The organism is Pseudomonas sp. GD04058 (assembly GCF_029836855.1).
GTDB classification, from domain to species: domain Bacteria; phylum Pseudomonadota; class Gammaproteobacteria; order Pseudomonadales; family Pseudomonadaceae; genus Aquipseudomonas; species Aquipseudomonas bharatica.
The window spans coordinates 1-16,552 of the sequence record NZ_JAOECN010000067.1; the positions used below are offsets into that span (position 1 = coordinate 1).

Consider the following 16,552-nt stretch of genomic DNA (forward strand, 5'->3'; position numbering starts at 1 on the left):
AGTCCCCCCAGAACTTAAGCCTCCCCCACCACCACCACCCGCTCCTCCAGCCACCGCGCCAAGGCATCCGGCGCCAGCGGTGGCGAGAACAGATACCCCTGGGCCACCGGATACCCCTGCGCTTCCAGCCAGACACTCTGCGATTCGGTTTCGATGCCCTCCGCCACCACCGTCAGGTGCAGGCTGCGGCCGATGCCGAGGATCGCGTTGCTCAAGGCCCGGGCCGCTTCATCGGTTTCGATGTCGGCGACGAAACTGCGATCGAGCTTGAGCTCCGACACCGGCAGGCGTCGCAGGTAGCTCAGGCTGGAATACCCGGTGCCGAAGTCATCCATCGACAGGCGCACCCCTTGGGCATGTACCTCGTCGATGGTCTTCATGGTGCTCGGGTTGGTGTCCAGCAGGATGTTCTCGGTCAGTTCCAGGGTCAGGTCCGCCGGGGCCAGGTCATGGCTGCGCAAGGTATCGGCGATCATGCGTGGCAGGTCGAGGTTATGGAAACTGGTCGGCGACAGGTTTACCGCCACCGCCGGCACCGCCAGGCCCCGGGCACGCCATTCGGACAACTGCCGGCACGCCTCGCGCAATGCCCAGCGTCCCAGGTCGGCGACCAGTCCGCATTCCTCTGCCAGCGGAATGAAACGCGCCGGGGAGATCTCGCCCAGTTGCGGATGGGTCCAGCGCGCCAAGGCTTCCACGCCGTACAGACGGCCAGTGGCCATTTCCACTTGCGGCTGGTAATGCAGGCGCAACTGGTCTTTCTGCAAGGCCTCGCGCAGGGCGTTTTCCAGGGCCAGGCGCTCCTGGGCGAGCTTGTTCAGCTCGCTGCTGAAGAAGCTGAAGCAGCCGCGACCACTGCTCTTGGCCTGGTACATGGCCATGTCGGCGCGGTGCAGCAGGGTTTCGACATCGCAGCCATCGGCGGGATACATGGCCACGCCGACGCTGGCGGAAATCGCCAGATGGGTCTGGGCGATGGTCAGCGGTTCGCTGAGCAGTAGCTGGATGCGCTCCACTGCATCGGCGGCATGGTCGCCGTCGCATTGCGGCAGGATCACCACGAATTCATCGCCCGACAGCCGCCCGGCGATATCGGAGGCACGCAGCTCGCTGCGCATCCGCTTCGCCACCTGGCGCAGCAGTTCGTCGCCGGCCGGATGGCCCAGGGAGTCGTTGACCTGCTTGAAGCGATCGAGGTCGATGAACAGCACCGCGACCTGCTCGTTATTGCGGTCTGCGCTGGCGATCGCCTGGTCGGCCTTGGCCTGCAGCAGGCTGCGGTTGGGCAATCCGGTGAGGGCGTCGTAATAGGCCAGCTGGCGGATCCGCTGGCGCGAGTTCTCACGCTCCAGGGCCAGGGAGCACAGGTGCGCACAGGCGTCCACGAGGCGCTGATGGAACAACGCCGAGGCGACGTTGCGCGGCTCACGGAAATAGAAGGCGAAGGTGCCGATGGCTGCGCCCTGGCTGTTGCGGATCGGCGTCGACCAGCAACTGCGAAAGCCCAGCTGGCTGGCCAGATCCTGGTAATCGGCCCACAGCGGATCGCTGTGGATGTCATCGACCAGTACCGCTTCGTTGCGCCACGCCGACGTCCCGCAGGACCCGACCGTCGGGCCGATGCGCACGCCATTGAGCTGGCGGCTGTATTCCCCCGGAAGGCTCGGCGCAGCCAGCGAATGCAACTGCCCCTCGTCGTCGACCCGCAGGATCGAGGCCGCCAGCTCCGGGGCGATGCGCTCCACTTCCAGGCAGATCAGCTCCAGCACTTCGGTCAACGGCTGTTCCCGGGCCATGGCTTCGAGCACCCGGTGTTGCAGGGCCTCGTGCATCTTGGCCTGGGTGATATCGGTGAACAGGGTCACGGTGTGCTGCAGATGGCCGCCTGCATCGAACACCGGGTTGCTCACGACCTTGGCCCAGTAGCGTTGCCCGTGCTTGCCGACGACGATCTCCTCGCGCTGCATGGACCCGGCGGCGTACAGCTCGACGTAGTACTCGGCGATGCTTTGCTCGTCCTTTTCCGGAACCAGCAGGGCCATGGGGCTGCGCCCTTTGATCTCCTCGGCCTGCCAGCCGAACATGCGCCCGAAGCCGGCGTTGGTGTAGGCGATGCGGCGCTGGCTGTCGCTGATCATCACCGCCGTATCGCTGGCGTCGGCCACCAGCGACAACATGCGCAGGCGCTCTTGCTGCATGCGCTCCAGGGCCAGGCGCGGGGTGATATCGGTGGCGATCTTGAGGATCTGGGTCAGTTCGCCCTGGCCGTCGAACACCGGGGTGTAGGTCGCTTCGAGCCAGCAACTGCGGCCGTCGCTGCGGATCCGCTCGACAATCCCGGAACTGCCGCCGCCATCGCGCAGGCGTGGCCAGAAATCGGCATAGTCGGCGCTCTGCACCTGCTTGGCCGAGCAGAACGTGCGGTGATGGCGACCGGTCACCTGTTCCAGCGTGTAGCCCATCAGCATCAGGAAGTTTTCGTTGGCCCGCAGCAAGGTGCCGTCCGGGGTGAACTCGGCGATTGCCATCACCCGGTCCAGGGCGGCCAGTTGAGCCAGCGACAATTCGATGGAACGGTTGTCCTGAGGCGTCATCTTCTACTCAATGGATTCCGGCGCCGGGCGACCGGGTGGTAGGGGAAGCCGGTGCCAGGTGATAACCGGGGATCAACGGGTCTCGCCTCCATGGCACACGTATTGATAGCTCCATGATATTACTGCCGCCAGTCGCGGGTCCATCACCGTGACCGACAGCCCATCGCCTTACCCGCGTTGTGGCTATCGAGGGAAAGTCGCTTTACCCTTGGCGCACCCATTCCAGGTGATCAGAAGCAAGGGGGCTTCGGTGCCGTTCAAGACGTTCTTCCGCTGGGACCTGCGCAGCCTCATTCTGCTGCTGACGCTGCTCACGGCGCTGGTCACCCTGCTCAACAGCTTTCATGCCAGCTATCGCGTGCAATACCAGCTGCTGATCGATAACGCCCTGGAGGCCAACCTGGCCTACGCGTCGAAGCTGGCCTCCAGTACCGAAACCTACCTGCAAGCCTCGCAGCAGCAACTGGCCTACGCGGCCAATCTGCTGGCCCGGGATTTCGACGATATTGCCTTTCTCGATGCCGAAGCGGCGCGCCTGCGGCTGCAGACCAACACCTTCAACTCGGTGATCGTCACCAATGCCCAGGGCGTGGTGCTGTCCACCTCCCCCGACACCTTGCAGATCGTCGGGCGCAAGCTGCAGTCCGAAGGCGCGGCCGCCGCCCTGCGCGAGCGCAAGCCGCTGATCTCCAGCCCCTACATTTCCTCGACCAATAACCTGATCATCTTCGTTTCCCACCCGGTGTTCGATCGCGGCGGCAACTACCTGGGCCTGGTGGGCGGAAGCATCTACCTCAAGCACAAGAGCATTCTCAACGAACTGCTTGGCGAGCATTACTACAAGAACGGTTCCTACCTCTATGTGGTCGATGCCAACCGGCGCCTGCTGTACCACCCGGACGCCGACCGGGTCGGCACCATCGTCGGCGCCAACAGCCTGATCGACAGCTTCGCCTATCGCCAGAGCGGGACCCAGCGAGTGATCAACAGCAAAGGCCAGGACATGCTGGCCGGCTTCGCCACGGTGCCCTCGGCGCACTGGGGCATCGTCGCGCAGCGCTCCACCGAGGCGACGCTGGAGGGCCTCAACGACCTGCTGTTGAGTATGTTCGCCAAGACCGTGCCGCTGGCCATCGTCAGTTTCATCCTGATCTGGTGGTTCTCGCGGATCATCGCCCAGCCGCTCAAGCAACTGGCCGCCGGCGCGCATCGCCTCAGCGAGCCGGAAACCAGTGCGCATATCCAGGGGGTGCGCTCCTGGTATTTCGAATCCTCGGAGCTCAAGCGTGCCTTGCTGATCGGGCTGAACCTGCTGCATGAGCGCCTGGGCAAACTCAACCACGATATCCAGACCGACCCGCTGACCGGCCTGCGCAACCGCCGCGGCCTGGACCTGGCGGTAACCTTGTGGCAGGCGGAAAAACGCCCGTTCGCCGTGGTGGCGATCGATATCGATCACTTCAAGCAGGTCAACGACCGCTTCGGGCATGCCGTGGGCGATGAAGTGCTGCAGGCACTGGCCGAGCTGATGCGCGGCTGCTCGCGGGACAACGACGTGGTGTGCCGCTCGGGAGGCGAGGAATTCTTCATGCTGCTGCCGGGGGCCACGCCGGAAGCCGCGGCGCGGGTGGCCGAGCGGTTGCGCAGCGTGGTGGAGGAAACGACGTTCGAAACCATCAGGCACATGACCGTATCCATGGGCGTGGCGGCCTGGCCGTTGCACTCGGAGAACGCGGCCAGGGTGTTCGAGGTGGCGGATGAGCAGTTGTATCGGGCCAAGCAGGAGGGCCGGAACCGGATTTGCGTGGCGTTGGCAGATGGGGTCAAATCTTCGGCTTGATGGTGGTCTCAAGGGCCTCATCGCTGGCAAGCCAGCTCCCACAGGGTCACTGTGGGAGCTGGCTTGCCAGCGATGAGGCCATCAGCAGCACCAGAAAACCTCAGGCAGCCACATCCTTCCCAACCACCACCGCCTCGACCTTGGGTTTCCCGGGCTTCAACCGCGAAACCCCGAACAACACCAGGCCCATCCCCACAATCTGGTACAGCGAAATCTCCTCGCTCAACACCGCCCACGAGGCGAACACCGTCAGCACCGGCCCGAGATTGCCTATGGCCGCGGTCTGCGTCGCGCCCATGCGCTGGATCGCCAGGGATACCCAGTAGATCGGCAATACCGTGGAGAACACCGCCATCATCAAGGCGTTGAACCACACCGCTGCGGGCAGTTGCCCGAGCAGGGAGAAGTCTGCGGTCAGCGCATAATGCCCCAGGACCATCAATGAGGATGCCGTCCCTGCCAGCCCGGCCAGGCGCATCGAACTCATGCTTTTGAGCATCATCCCGGTGCCGGAGTAGTACAGCGCGTAGGTCACGGCACTGGCGAACACCCACAACGAACCGATGATCACCTGGTTGCCGCCCCCCGACATACTGACGTCATGCACAAAGGCGATGCCCAGCCCGAAGTAGCACAGCCCCATCGCCACCAGCACCCGCAACGTCGGTTTCTCGCGAAGGGCCACGGCCTGGAAGATCAGCACCAGGGTCGGGTAGAGGAAGAGAATCAGCCGTTCCAGCCCGGCGCTGATGTATTGCAGGCCGTAGAAATCGAACAGGCTGGCCAGGTAATAACCGAACAACCCCAGCAACATCACCCGCCCCACGCTACCCCAGGTCAGCGGCGCATTGACGTGGTGGCGGCTGGACCACACCAGCCAGAGGAACAGCGGCAGGGAAAGGGCCATGCGCAAGGCCAGCAGCGTGATCGCGTCCACCGTGCCGGCGGCGTAGGCGAGCTTGACGAAGATCGCCTTGAGGCTGAAGCCCAGTGCAGCCATCACTGCGAACAGGCTGCCATTGTCGAGGTAATGCTGAATACGCAAAAAAGAAGCCATTTGGAAAGCTCTGCGCCAAAAAAAGGTGACGGGCTATTCTGACGAAACCTCGCTATAGGAGGTTGTTTTTTTGTACAGGGTGTCGTCCTGCACTACACGGTTGCGGCCATTCTGCTTCGCTGCGTACAACCTCCGGTCCGCCCGAGCCACCAGTTCTTCCAGCGAATGGCAATCGTCCAGCAGCCACTCGGCGACGCCAATCGAAATGGTCAAGCGCACTTCCGGCGAAGGCGCTGTACTGAGCATGGTCTGCGGATTGGGCAGGCACACCGACTGCGCCACCGCCGCGCGCAAGGTCTCGGCCATGACACTGGCCTGTTCGATGGCGACGCCGGGCATCAGCACGCAGAATTCCTCGCCACCATAGCGGGCCATCAGGTCCTGCGGGCGTACCAGCGCCGAACAGAGGGTCGCCAGGTGCTTGAGCACTTCGTCGCCGGTGGAATGGCCCCAGTTGTCGTTGATCAACTTGAATCTGTCGATGTCGAGCATCAGCAGGGCCATCGGCTGCTGGCGTTTGAGGCGTCGGGCCAGGCCGTCGAAGTCGGTTTGCAGGCGCCGGCGGTTGGCCAGGCGGGTCAGCGGATCGACCAGGCCGAGGTCGCGCAGGCGTTCGTTGACGGCGATCTGGCCGAGAAGCAGGCGATCGACGATCAGCAGGGTAATCACCAGCAGCGCGCCAAGCGATACCCAGAGGCAGACGAAAAGCGTGCTGAACTGGGAAATCACCGCCCAGCGCAAATCGGCCGATGGGATATGCGCCAACAACAGTGCCCGGGTGCCCTCCAGTTCGCGGTACAACACCGGCCCCCGGCCATAATCCACCATCCCCGCGCCGCGCAGGTCGGTGTCAGCATTGGCAGCCTCGCCAAACAAAGCGGTGAGGTCCTGCCGGGCATCGAAATTGCGCTCGCTGGAGGCGATCAGCGCACCGGAATCATCCAGCAAGACATGGTGTTCGCCCTTGGGTGTGGTGCGAGACAGGTAGTCCTGCACCCGCTGCTGAGGCGCATCGAGTATCACCGCGCCGCGCGGCAGGCCGTTTACCAGCAAAGGCGTACCGAGCAGCAGCCGCGGCCCCTTGTCGATGAAATGCCCGGGAGCCGTGCTGAAACGAACGTCGAACTCACCGGAGGGCGTCTGCGGCGTCCTGTACAACGACGAGGCGGCGAACTGGCGCAGCAGCGGCTCCACCAGGCGATCATCGAGCGGCGGATAGGCCACCAGTACGCCGGAGCTGGCCACGTAGACCAGATGATCCAGCTGGTTTCCGCTCTGGTACAACACCGCCAGCATGCGGCTCATCTGCCTCGCCAGACGCAAATCCTCGGCTAATTGCCCAGGGCTGCGGGTCAACCCTGCGATGGCCTGCAGGCGCGCGTCGCCAAGGATTCGCACAGGCGCATCCCCAGGCAGCATATCGATGCCGACCACGGCGTTGGTCGTCAGGTCCGGCAGCGGTTGCGACGGCAAGTCCCGGGAAGCAAGCAAGGTACGCTCGGCCGCCGAACGCAGGAACTGCATCTGCTTGCGGTCGGTGGCCAGCGCCGTCTCCATCATGATTGCCTGCAGATGCAGGTTGTATCGGCGATGATCAAGCTCCCGGGCCTCGACCAACCAGTATTGCCGACAGGCGAGGACGAAGGTGATCAGGAACAGCGCCGCGAAGCACAACAGCACCGTACGCCGCGGATTGCCCCGGGCACGGGCCTGGAGAAGATGGAAGATGGCGATGAAACCGGATTTTCTCCGCTCCATGAGGGCTCCGGGTGGGGACTGGGAGCGGTGAGTATAGGTGGGCCGCGGGCTATGTCCTGGAGGTTCGACGGTACTTTTGAGCCGGGCTGCGGGGAGAGTCGGGATTCAGCATCTCGATCACACCGGCCGCCAAGGCTGGCTTGAGATAGCTATTGCTGAATGCCTGGCGATGCGTCAGCCCCAGGCGTTGCATCAGTTCACTGGCCTTCAATGCCTCCCCAGGCCGGAGAATTTCCACCAGGCGCTCTACTTGTTCGCTTACTTGTGCGGTTACTTGTGCGGTTACTTGTGCGGTGGTATCGCTCTCAAGCAACGCTTCGCGCAGCGCGCCCAGCATGAACTCAACGAAAGGCGTCGCCTCGGCAACCTTATCCGACAAGGCCAGAGCCTCGTAGTAAGCATCCTGTTGTTCACGAATCACGCTTTCCACTGGCAGATAGGCGAGGACCGCTCGCCACTGGCTGAGGATCAATGTCTGCCACAGTCGTCCCATTCGTCCGTTGCCATCCGCGAAAGGGTGAATGAATTCGAACTCGTAATGGAACACGCAACTGGCTATCAACGGATGCAGTTCACTGCGTTCCAGCCAATCCAGCAGGTCATCCATCAACTGCGCTACACGGCTGGCCGGTGGCGCCATATGCAGCAAACGGTCACCTCGATAGATACCAACACCGCCCTTTCGGTAGTGACCGGCATCATCGATCAGTCCGCGCATCAATAACTCATGGGCCGCCAACAGATCATCGCGACGGGCCGGATGCCAGCCAGGCATGGCCTCGTAGGCCGAAAAGGCGTTGCGCACTTCCTGGATTTCCCGGGGCAGGCCAAGCACGCGCTTGCCCTCCAGCACTGCAGTCACCTGCTCGACGCTCAAGGTGTTGTTCTCAATCGCGAGAGATGCCTGGATGGTGCGGATGCGATTGCCACGACGCAGTTGCGGGGTCAGGGCGTCCTCGTGCACGGCGGATAACCGCCCGACGCGCTCGGCAATCTCGGCGGTCAAAGCCAGCATGCGCGGGGTCAGGGTCAAAGGGGGCTGGTAACGGCTCAACGGCCTGGCACTCCGGAGACGGCCACAGGGCCGATTGAAGAATCATCTCGAGGGCTCAAGGTTAACGCCGGCCCGAGGGAAATCAACCCGGCATTCTCCCGGCCAACACCCCGGCAAGCCAACCCCCGCCCATGCTGATAAACTGGCGCCCTTTCCTCGATCACCGCCCTCGGCGCCCACCAGCCGAAGCGCCCTGACGAGCCCCCATACCACGTAGTCGAAAAATGCTCCCAGAATCCACCGCCACACCGCACACCGAGCCCGCCGTCCTGTCCCGCCGCTTCAGCGTGGCGCCGATGATGGACTGGACCGATCGCCGCTGCCGGTTCTTCCTGCGCCTGCTCTCGCGCCATGCACTGCTCTACACCGAGATGGTCACCACCGGTGCGCTGCTTCATGGCGATAGCGCGCGCTTCCTCGGGCATGACGCCGCGGAGTACCCGCTGGCCTTGCAACTGGGCGGCAGCGTGCCGGCGGATCTGGCGGCCTGTGCGAAGCTGGCCGAGGTGGCCGGCTACAACGAGGTGAACCTGAACGTCGGCTGCCCCAGCGACCGGGTGCAGAACAACATGATCGGCGCCTGCCTGATGGGCCATCCGGGGCTGGTGGCCGACTGCGTGAAGGCGATGATCGATACCGTGCAGATCCCGGTGACGGTCAAGCACCGCATCGGCATCAATGGCCGCGACAGCTATGCCGAACTGTGCGATTTCGTTGGCCAGGTGCGCGATGCCGGTTGCCGCAGCTTTACCGTGCATGCGCGGATCGCCATCCTCGAAGGCCTGTCGCCCAAGGAAAACCGCGAGATCCCGCCCCTGCGCTACGACATCGCAGCGCAGTTGAAGCAGGACTTTCCGGACCTGGAGATCATCCTCAACGGCGGCATCAAGACGCTCGAGGAATGCCATGAGCACCTGAAGACCTTCGACGGCGTGATGCTGGGCCGCGAGGCGTATCACAACCCCTACCTGCTGGCCCAGGTGGACCAGCAACTGTTCGGCAGCAGCGCCCCCGTCATCACCCGCGCCGAAGCGCTGGAGCAGCTCAAGCCGTACATCGCCGCGCATCTGGCGGCCGGCGGAGCGATGCACCACGTCACCCGCCATGTGCTCGGCCTGGCCCAGGGTTTCAAGGGCGCCCGGCGCTTCCGCCAACTGCTTTCGGTGGATGTGCACAAGACCGACGATCCACTTGGGTTGCTTGATCAAGCCGCAGAGCTGCTAAAAGGCCATTAGGAACCCACAGGCTCGTCCACACTCGAAGACTTACCCTCCCGAAACCCCGCCGGCCCGGGCCTTGAGCCGCTGGCGGCGCTCGGGTAATGTCGTCGCACCGCACAGGACAGAGCACGCTCATGACTTCCAAGCTGGAACAACTCAAGCAGTTCACCACGGTCGTCGCCGATACCGGCGATATCGACGCGATCAGCCGTCTCAAGCCGGTCGATGCCACCACCAACCCTTCCCTGCTGCTCAAGGCCGCCGCCATGCCCGGCTACGCCGACCTGCTCGACCAGGCGATCCGCGGCAGCAAAGGCAATGTCGACCTGGCCTGCGACGCCTTCGCGGTGGCGGTGGGCAGCGGCATCCTGAAAGCGATTCCCGGCCGTATTTCCACTGAAGTGGATGCGCGCCTGTCCTTCGACCAGCCCGCCCTGCTGGGCAAGGCTCGCAAGCTGATCGAACTGTACGACCAGGCCGGCGTCGGCCGCGACCGCGTGCTGATCAAGCTGGCCTCGACCTGGGAAGGCATCCGCGCCGCCGAAGTACTGGAGAAGGAAGGCATCCAGACCAACCTGACCCTGCTGTTCTCCTTCGCCCAGGCTGCCGCCTGCGCCGATGCCGGGGTGTTCCTGATCTCGCCGTTCGTAGGGCGGATCTACGACTGGTACAAGAAGTCCACCGGCAAGGAGTACGTCGGTGCCGAAGATCCCGGTGTGCAGTCGGTGACCCGCATCTACAACTACTACAAGGCCAATGGCTACGACACCGTGGTGATGGGCGCCAGCTTCCGCAACATCGGCCAGATCGAGCAACTGGCCGGCTGCGACCGCCTGACCATCAGCCCCGAGCTGCTGCAACAGCTGAGCGACGCCCAGGGCAACCTGGAGCGCAAACTGGCGCCGGGTGGCGCCGGCGAACCCCGCCAGGCACTGAACGAAAGCCAGTTCCGCTGGGCATTCAACGAAGATGCCATGGCCACCGAGAAACTCGCCGAAGGCATTCGCCAGTTCGCTCGCGACCAGGAAAAACTCGAAGCCCTGCTTTCCGCAAAAGCTTGATACAAATATCGGTTTGCCAGTAGCGGCGACAGCGCGGAAAGTCCCGCCTCCTTCGCAACTACTGGCAGACGATTACCCGTCCTGATGTCCAATTCCCCGTCATTGCCGCTGGTACTCGCCGGGCCGCTGCTGCGCCGCCTGGAAGACCGTCGCGTGGTGCTATGGCTGGTCGCCTCGCGACCGTTGCAGGCCGAACTGCACCTCGACAGCCCCGAACCGCTGCGCTTGCCCCTGGACGAAACTCGCTGCCAGATCCTGCCGGTCGGCCGTCACGCCTTCGTTCACCTGATCGATGTCCAGTTGGACACGCCGCTGCCGTGCGACAAGCGGATCGGCTACGACCTGCTGGTCGAGGGCAAGGGCATTGCCGACTGGGCGCCACACCTGCTGTATGCCGGCGCAACGCGCCCGGACCTGGTGGTGCGCTCGCGCCTGGATCAATTGCTCCATGGTTCATGCCGCAAGCCCCACCACCCCGCAGCCGACGGCCTGCTCTGCGCCGATCGCCTGCTGGCCGCCGCCCATGAGGGCAATGAACGCCCGGCCTTGCTGATGATGAGCGGCGACCAGATCTATGCCGATGACGTCGCCGGGCCCATGCTGCGCGCCATCCATGCCCTGATCCAGCGCCTTGGCCTGTTCGAGGAATGCCTGGACGGCGCGGTGATCCGCGACAGTACCGAGCTGTACAGCCATCCCGCCAGCTATTACCACCGAGGCGACCTGCTGCCTGCGCTGAAAAGCAACCAGTCCCTGCGCGAGCGTTTTTTCGGCGGTACCCGCAAGCCGATCTTCACCAGCAGCAACGCCGACAACCATCTGGTGACCTTCGCCGAGACGCTGGCCATGTACCTGCTGGTCTGGTCGCCGGTGCCATGGAAGCTGATCGAGACACGGATGCCGCCCCTCGAACCGCGCCTTGCAAGCCGTTACCGCTCCGAACAGCAGTGCCTGGATGGCTTCGTCGACGGACTGGGCGCTGCCGCCCGGGTGCTGGCGCACCTGCCGAGCCTGATGATCTTCGACGACCACGATGTCACCGATGACTGGAACCTCTCGGCCCAATGGGAGGAAACCGCCTACGGCCACCCCTTCTCCCGCCGGATCATCGGCAATGCCCTGCTCGCCTACCTGCTGTGCCAGGGCTGGGGCAACAATCCGGATGCCTTTGCCGACCTGCTGGACAAGTGCCGTGGGCTGTTCGCCAGCGCCGAAGGTGATGGCCATCTGGACAGCCCGGTGCAGGACGAACTGATCAACGACCTGCTGCGTTTCAGCGCATGGCATTTCGTCCTGCCGACCAGCCCGCCCCTGCTGGTGCTCGACACCCGCACCCGGCGCTGGCGCAGCGAAAGCAACCTGCAGAAGCCTTCGGGCCTGCTCGACTGGGAAGCGCTGAGCGAGCTGCAACAGGCCCTGCTCGACCACCCCTCGGCAATCATCGTCTCCCCCGCACCGATCTTCGGGGTTAAGCTGATCGAGACAGTGCAGAAGGTATTCAGCTGGTGCGGCTATCCGCTGCTGGTGGACGCGGAAAACTGGATGGCGCACCGCGGTGCGGCGCAGGTCATCCTGAATATCTTCCGTCACTCACGGACACCGGGGCATTACGTGATCCTGTCAGGGGACGTGCATTACTCGTTCGTCTACGAGGTGCTGATTCGCCATCGCCAGCGCAGTCCGCACCTGTGGCAGATCACCAGCAGCGGCATCAAGAACCGCTTTCCGGCGCGCTTGCTGGAAGTGTTCGACCGCTTGAATCGCTGGCTGTATTCACCGCGCTCGCCGCTGAACTGGTTTACCCGGCGGCGCTCGATGGAGGTGGTGCCGCGGGTGCCGAGCCATAGCGAGGCCGGGGAGCGGCTGTGGAACAGCGCGGGGCTGGGGCAGGTATTCTTCAATGAGGCGGGGCAGCCGGAGCGGATCTATCAGCTGAATGCGGATGGCGCGGAGGCTACCGAGTTTTTGCGGCGAGACTGAGGGCGTCATCGCTGGCAAGCCAGCTCCCACAGGTCCAGCGGTGTATGCGGTCACTGTGGGAGCTGGCTTGCCAGCGATGACGCCCTGGAGAGCTAGCTGCGCTCCAGCGCACTCACCAGGTCATGGAAGGCTTCCCGGTTGGAGTCATTCAGCCCCATGAGGATCTTGTGCGCCTCCAGAACCTTGGAGCGCACCACTTCCTCGTCCTGGTCCTGGGACGGCAGGTCGGTCAGGCATTCCGGGCAGGGAATCGGGCGATCGACGATGTTGAACACCTGATCGAAGCCCATCGATTGCAATAGGCGGGTGATGTCGGCATGTGTGGTGACCACGGTCGGCAGCAGGCCGACCTTCTGCCGCGACAGGATCGACAGCTTGGCCAGCAGGCCGAGCGTGGTGCTGTCGATGCTCTGGGTTTCCGTCAGATCGATGACGATCGCCGAGAAATTCAGCGCGGTGAAGATCTTCTCAATAGTTGCATCCAGCGCCGAACACAGGGTCAGGCGCACTTCACCGACAAATTTCAGAACAAAGGTGCCGTTCTGTTCGGCGAACTGGATTCTACCGGTACTCATTGAAGGTTCCTGCTCAACACCAATAGGGCGATATCATCCGGCATCTCCCCAAGCGTAGCCAATTCGAATCGTCGGCGCAGGCCATCCAGGCTGCCGCCCGCGTCCCTGATGATCTCAGGCAGGGCCGCTTCTTTATCTTTGAGTGTCTCGCCGGGCAAAAGGTCAAGAATGCCGTCGGAAAGCAAGGTCAGGCTGAACTTCTCCGGCAGCTCCAGCACATGGTCCTGGTAGCTCGCCTCGTCGAACAGACCGACCGGCAGGCCACGCCCTTCGAGATAGCGGCCCTGCCCCGGGGTGAACAGCACCGGCAGCGGCAGATGGCCACCGATGGCGTAGGTCAGCAGACCGGTTTCTTCGTCGATGACACCGCCGACCATGGTCACGTGCTTGCCCAGCTTGCAGTTGATCAGGCCGCGGTTGATGTGGCTGAGCACTTCCGACGGTTTGAAGTCACGCAGCGAACCGGCACGCTTGAATTCGAACAGCAGCCGGGTGGTCATAAACTTCAGCAATACGGTAACGAACGCCGAAGATGCGCCATGTCCGGAAACGTCCGCCAGGTAGAAGGCGATACGCCGCTCGTCGACGCGGAAGTAGTCGGTGAAATCGCCAGACAGGTACAACGACGGAATGATCTGGTGCTCGAAGGAGAACCCGCCACACTGCCATGGGTTTTCCGGGAGCATGTTCATCTGCACCTGGCGTCCGGCGGTCTGGTCCTCCTGCAGCAGGTGCAGGCTGGCTTCCAGTTCGCGATTGGCAGCTTCGAGCTTGTCCCGGTAGCGCTGGTTTTCCAGCACCAGGCGCGCGCGGTCGAGGGCACGGCGCACCGAGTGCTCCAGCACGGCGAGGTCTTCCAGGGGCTTGATCAGGTAGTCGGCAGCACCGAGACGCAGGGCTTCGACGGCATCGTTCATCACCCCGGCACCGGAAACCACGATCACCGGCAGGTCGGGCGCGCGCTCGGTGACCTGGCGGATCAGCTCGAGACCGCCCATTTGCGGCATGCGCAAATCGCAGATCACAAGGTCGGGCCGATCCTGTTCGAACACTTCGAGACCCTGCTGGCCATTGCTCGCCTGCAGGACACTGAAACCGCTGTCTTCCAGATAGGCGGCGAGACTCTCGCGCACCACGTCGTCGTCATCGATTATCAGCAGCGTTGCACTGGTTTTCTGCATGTGGGCAAACGGCGCCAGAAATAGGTTGGCGTAGGTGGCTCGACAGGCTGGAGCTCACGTACTGGATTCTCTTCTAGCCTCTCTGCCTTTACGGGTTGCGGTCGGAACGCCTGACCGGCAACAGGCAGAGGTGCCCTGTAAGGCGCAGACGGTACTCCCATCCGTCAGGCGTTTCAAGCGTACAGCAGTGCGCTTGCGACGGGGCATGGCGGGCAAATCACCGGCGGTTATAAAAAACCGTTTTGTGGCAACCCAATGGAAGGATGACCGCATGCAATATTTGTCATCCGAACGATTCGGGGCCGCATAGCGGCCCCGAAATACTGGCTGGAAGGCATCAACCCGCAGCCCGCGTTTTTTTTGCATTTGGCAACAAATCAGAAATCGTCTTCGACCTGGCCATCCTTGACCTTGAACTCGCGGTTCTGCAGGTAGGCGTTGCGAATGAAGATGTATTTGTCGCCCTGGATCATCTTCTCGGCCTGCAGCAGGCTGGCCCGGGTATCCACCACATCCACCGCGCGGATGGTGTTGCGGGTCGGGACGTGGTCGATGTACTGGTAGGGCTCGGTGTAGGTGTCCGGGTACTTGGCCAGGGCATCGCGCACCGTGCTCGGGCCGAGCAGCGGCAGCATCACGTAGGGCCCGCTACCGATGCCCCAGTAGCCGAGGGTCTGGCCGAAGTCTTCGTCGTTGCGCTGCAGACCCATCTTGGTGCCGACATCGAAGAAGCCACCGAGGCCGAAGGTGGTGTTGACGATCAGCCGCGCGGTATCCACGCCCGCCGCATGGGGCTTGAGCTGAAGGATGTTGTTGGCCAGGTTGGTCACGTCGCCCAGGTTCAGGAAGATGTTGTGGATGCCATCCTCGAGGAATTGCGGGGTGATATAGCGGTAGCCCTGGGCAAGAGGTTTCAGCGCATAGGTATCGACCGTGTCGTTGAAGCGGAAGATGGGCCGGTTGACGCTTTCCCAAGGGTCCTCCTCGGTAGCCGCCTGGGCCGCCAGCGGCGCCAGCAGCGCGGTCGCGCAGACACTGGCCCGGAACAAACGATCGAGCACTCCCGTACCGATCCCACGCATAGCAATTCTCCTGGATGAAGGTCGAACGGAGCCCCCAGGACTCCGCGCCAAAGTAGACAAGTATAAAGCCTGGCGAAGGCCGCGTCGCAAATAGTTGACGCCACCGGCTTGACCGACCCGTCACCAAATCGTCATCCGCAGTCGGTAAGGTCCCGGCTATTTCAGGGATGTTGCCATGCCTCATGCTCCCGCCTTCACTGCGCTACTGTTCGGACTACGTGGCTGCCTGGTCGATTTCGGCGGGACCGGCCTGGACGCGGCCGGGACGGTTGCGGCCCGGCCCACGCCCGGCGCGCTCGACGTACTTGCCTGGCTGCATCGTCACCAGGTGCCCTGCGCCTGGCTCGATGATGTCGCCGCCGAGCACGGCAAGCACCTCAGCCATGCCCTGCCCGGCTGGTTGCACGCGGTCCACCATGGCGATGCCAGGCCATGGCCGGCGCCGGATGCGTGCTGGAAAGCGCTGATGCAGATCGACGTCGCCCGGCTCGACGGCTGCGTGCTGGTCAGTGGTGATCCGCGCCTGCTCCAGGCCGGCCTCAATGCCGGCCTGTGGACCATCGGCCTGGCCGCCTGCGGGCCGCTGTGCGGCCTGTCGCAGGAACAATGGCAGGCGCTGGACGACAAGCAGCGCGAGCGCAAGCGCGGCCAGGCCACCCTGCAATTGTTCGGGCTTGGCGTCCACTCGGTGATCGACCATCTGCAGGAACTGGCGGACTGCCTGGCGGATATCGGCCAGCGCCGGATCAAGGGCGAGAAGCCCTGATCCGGATCATGCAAAGCGGGGCGGCGTGGATTAATCTGTCAAACGTCGCATGGACCTTTCGCCAGCGCCGAAGGTCCATGGCTGTGCCTATTGATAGAAGGGAAATCGCCATGTCCAACAGCGATCTGCAACACCAGCTCGACACCCTGCGCCAGCAACTGGAGCAGGATCCGCCGCTCTCGGAAGAAGAGCGCCTCCACCTGCATGAACTGATGCAGCAGATCGATGCCCAGATCAAGCTCGAGGCCGCGACCCAGGACAACAACCTGGTGGACGGTGTGAACCTGGCGGTGGAGCGCTTCGAGGTGGATCACCCGGGGCTGACGGCGACCCTGCGCAATATCGTGCAAAGCTTGCAGAGCATGGGAATCTAATCCAAAGAGC

At 63.4% G+C, this 16,552-nt stretch carries 13 protein-coding genes; 6 read left to right on the forward strand and 7 right to left on the reverse strand.

Features of this window, described 5'->3' with window-relative positions:
- Window positions 1-14: 14 nt before the first annotated feature.
- Entirely contained in the window at window positions 15-2,594 is a 2,580-nt protein-coding gene (locus N7650_RS27080) for an EAL domain-containing protein (protein ID WP_279900804.1), read from the reverse strand.
- A gap of 250 nt (window positions 2,595-2,844) precedes the next feature.
- On the opposite strand from N7650_RS27080, the gene N7650_RS27085 reads away from it, so the two are divergent.
- Entirely contained in the window at window positions 2,845-4,434 is a 1,590-nt protein-coding gene (locus N7650_RS27085) for a sensor domain-containing diguanylate cyclase (RefSeq protein ID WP_279900805.1), read from the forward strand.
- 100 nt (window positions 4,435-4,534) lie between these two features.
- Here N7650_RS27085 and N7650_RS27090 read toward each other — a convergent pair whose 3' ends face one another.
- The 3 genes from N7650_RS27090 to N7650_RS27100 are packed head-to-tail and all read right to left on the reverse strand — an operon-like array spanning window position 4,535 to window position 8,303.
- Window positions 4,535-5,491, reverse strand: coding sequence for a DMT family transporter (locus N7650_RS27090; protein WP_009405702.1), 957 nt, complete (start codon window positions 5,489-5,491; stop codon window positions 4,535-4,537).
- Window positions 5,492-5,524: 33 nt separating this feature from the next.
- Complete coding sequence (locus N7650_RS27095; protein ID WP_279900808.1) at window positions 5,525-7,249, reverse strand: diguanylate cyclase; 1,725 nt, start codon at window positions 7,247-7,249, stop codon at window positions 5,525-5,527.
- A gap of 49 nt (window positions 7,250-7,298) precedes the next feature.
- A complete protein-coding gene (locus N7650_RS27100; RefSeq protein ID WP_279900810.1) occupies window positions 7,299-8,303 on the reverse strand; it encodes a Fic family protein in 1,005 nt (334 codons plus the stop codon).
- Window positions 8,304-8,527: 224 nt separating this feature from the next.
- Here N7650_RS27100 and dusA point away from each other — a divergent pair, with 224 nt between their 5' ends.
- From dusA to N7650_RS27115, 3 genes are all read left to right on the forward strand, one after another.
- Window positions 8,528-9,538 (forward strand): tRNA dihydrouridine(20/20a) synthase DusA, encoded by a 1,011-nt coding sequence (gene dusA / locus N7650_RS27105; protein WP_279900812.1) that lies wholly within the window; start codon window positions 8,528-8,530, stop codon window positions 9,536-9,538.
- A gap of 119 nt (window positions 9,539-9,657) precedes the next feature.
- The gene (tal, locus tag N7650_RS27110; RefSeq protein WP_279900813.1) at window positions 9,658-10,584 is read left to right on the forward strand and encodes a transaldolase; all 927 of its coding nucleotides are present in this window, start codon (window positions 9,658-9,660) and stop codon (window positions 10,582-10,584) included.
- Between the two features lie 84 nt (window positions 10,585-10,668).
- Window positions 10,669-12,564, forward strand: coding sequence for an alkaline phosphatase D family protein (locus N7650_RS27115; RefSeq protein WP_279900815.1), 1,896 nt, complete (start codon window positions 10,669-10,671; stop codon window positions 12,562-12,564).
- 92 nt (window positions 12,565-12,656) lie between these two features.
- Here N7650_RS27115 and rssC read toward each other — a convergent pair whose 3' ends face one another.
- From rssC to N7650_RS27130, 3 genes are all read right to left on the reverse strand, one after another.
- On the reverse strand, window positions 12,657-13,139 hold the full coding sequence (gene rssC / locus N7650_RS27120) for an anti-sigma factor antagonist RssC (RefSeq protein WP_009394781.1): 483 nt from the start codon (window positions 13,137-13,139) through the stop codon (window positions 12,657-12,659).
- Window positions 13,136-14,320 carry a two-component system response regulator RssB gene (gene rssB, locus N7650_RS27125; protein WP_064303173.1) on the reverse strand — a complete coding sequence of 395 codons (1,185 nt, stop codon included), beginning with the start codon at window positions 14,318-14,320 and terminating at the stop codon, window positions 13,136-13,138. Before rssB ends, rssC begins: the two co-directional genes overlap by 4 nt.
- A 377-nt stretch (window positions 14,321-14,697) precedes the next feature.
- The gene (locus tag N7650_RS27130; RefSeq protein WP_009394777.1) at window positions 14,698-15,402 is read right to left on the reverse strand and encodes a VacJ family lipoprotein; all 705 of its coding nucleotides are present in this window, start codon (window positions 15,400-15,402) and stop codon (window positions 14,698-14,700) included.
- 175 nt (window positions 15,403-15,577) lie between these two features.
- Between N7650_RS27130 and N7650_RS27135 the strand changes: the two genes are divergently transcribed.
- Window positions 15,578-16,168, forward strand: a complete 591-nt coding sequence (locus tag N7650_RS27135) for a hypothetical protein (protein WP_009394775.1) — start codon at window positions 15,578-15,580, stop codon at window positions 16,166-16,168.
- 110 nt (window positions 16,169-16,278) lie between these two features.
- A complete protein-coding gene (locus N7650_RS27140; RefSeq protein WP_009394774.1) occupies window positions 16,279-16,542 on the forward strand; it encodes a DUF4404 family protein in 264 nt (87 codons plus the stop codon).
- Window positions 16,543-16,552 lie beyond the last annotated feature (10 nt).

Bases quoted from the DNA above. Each gene is read 5' to 3' on its own strand.
- N7650_RS27080 (WP_279900804.1), bottom strand. From the start codon at position 2,594: ATGACGCCTCAGGACAACCGTTCCATCGAATTGTCGCTGGCTCAACTG.
- N7650_RS27090 (WP_009405702.1), bottom strand. From the start codon at position 5,491: ATGGCTTCTTTTTTGCGTATTCAGCATTACCTCGACAATGGCAGCCTG.
- N7650_RS27095 (WP_279900808.1), bottom strand. From the start codon at position 7,249: ATGGAGCGGAGAAAATCCGGTTTCATCGCCATCTTCCATCTTCTCCAG.
- dusA (WP_279900812.1), top strand. From the start codon at position 8,528: ATGCTCCCAGAATCCACCGCCACACCGCACACCGAGCCCGCCGTCCTG.
- tal (WP_279900813.1), top strand. From the start codon at position 9,658: ATGACTTCCAAGCTGGAACAACTCAAGCAGTTCACCACGGTCGTCGCC.
- N7650_RS27115 (WP_279900815.1), top strand. From the start codon at position 10,669: ATGTCCAATTCCCCGTCATTGCCGCTGGTACTCGCCGGGCCGCTGCTG.
- rssC (WP_009394781.1), bottom strand. From the start codon at position 13,139: ATGAGTACCGGTAGAATCCAGTTCGCCGAACAGAACGGCACCTTTGTT.
- rssB (WP_064303173.1), bottom strand. From the start codon at position 14,320: ATGCAGAAAACCAGTGCAACGCTGCTGATAATCGATGACGACGACGTG.
- N7650_RS27130 (WP_009394777.1), bottom strand. From the start codon at position 15,402: ATGCGTGGGATCGGTACGGGAGTGCTCGATCGTTTGTTCCGGGCCAGT.
- N7650_RS27135 (WP_009394775.1), top strand. From the start codon at position 15,578: ATGCCTCATGCTCCCGCCTTCACTGCGCTACTGTTCGGACTACGTGGC.
- N7650_RS27140 (WP_009394774.1), top strand. From the start codon at position 16,279: ATGTCCAACAGCGATCTGCAACACCAGCTCGACACCCTGCGCCAGCAA.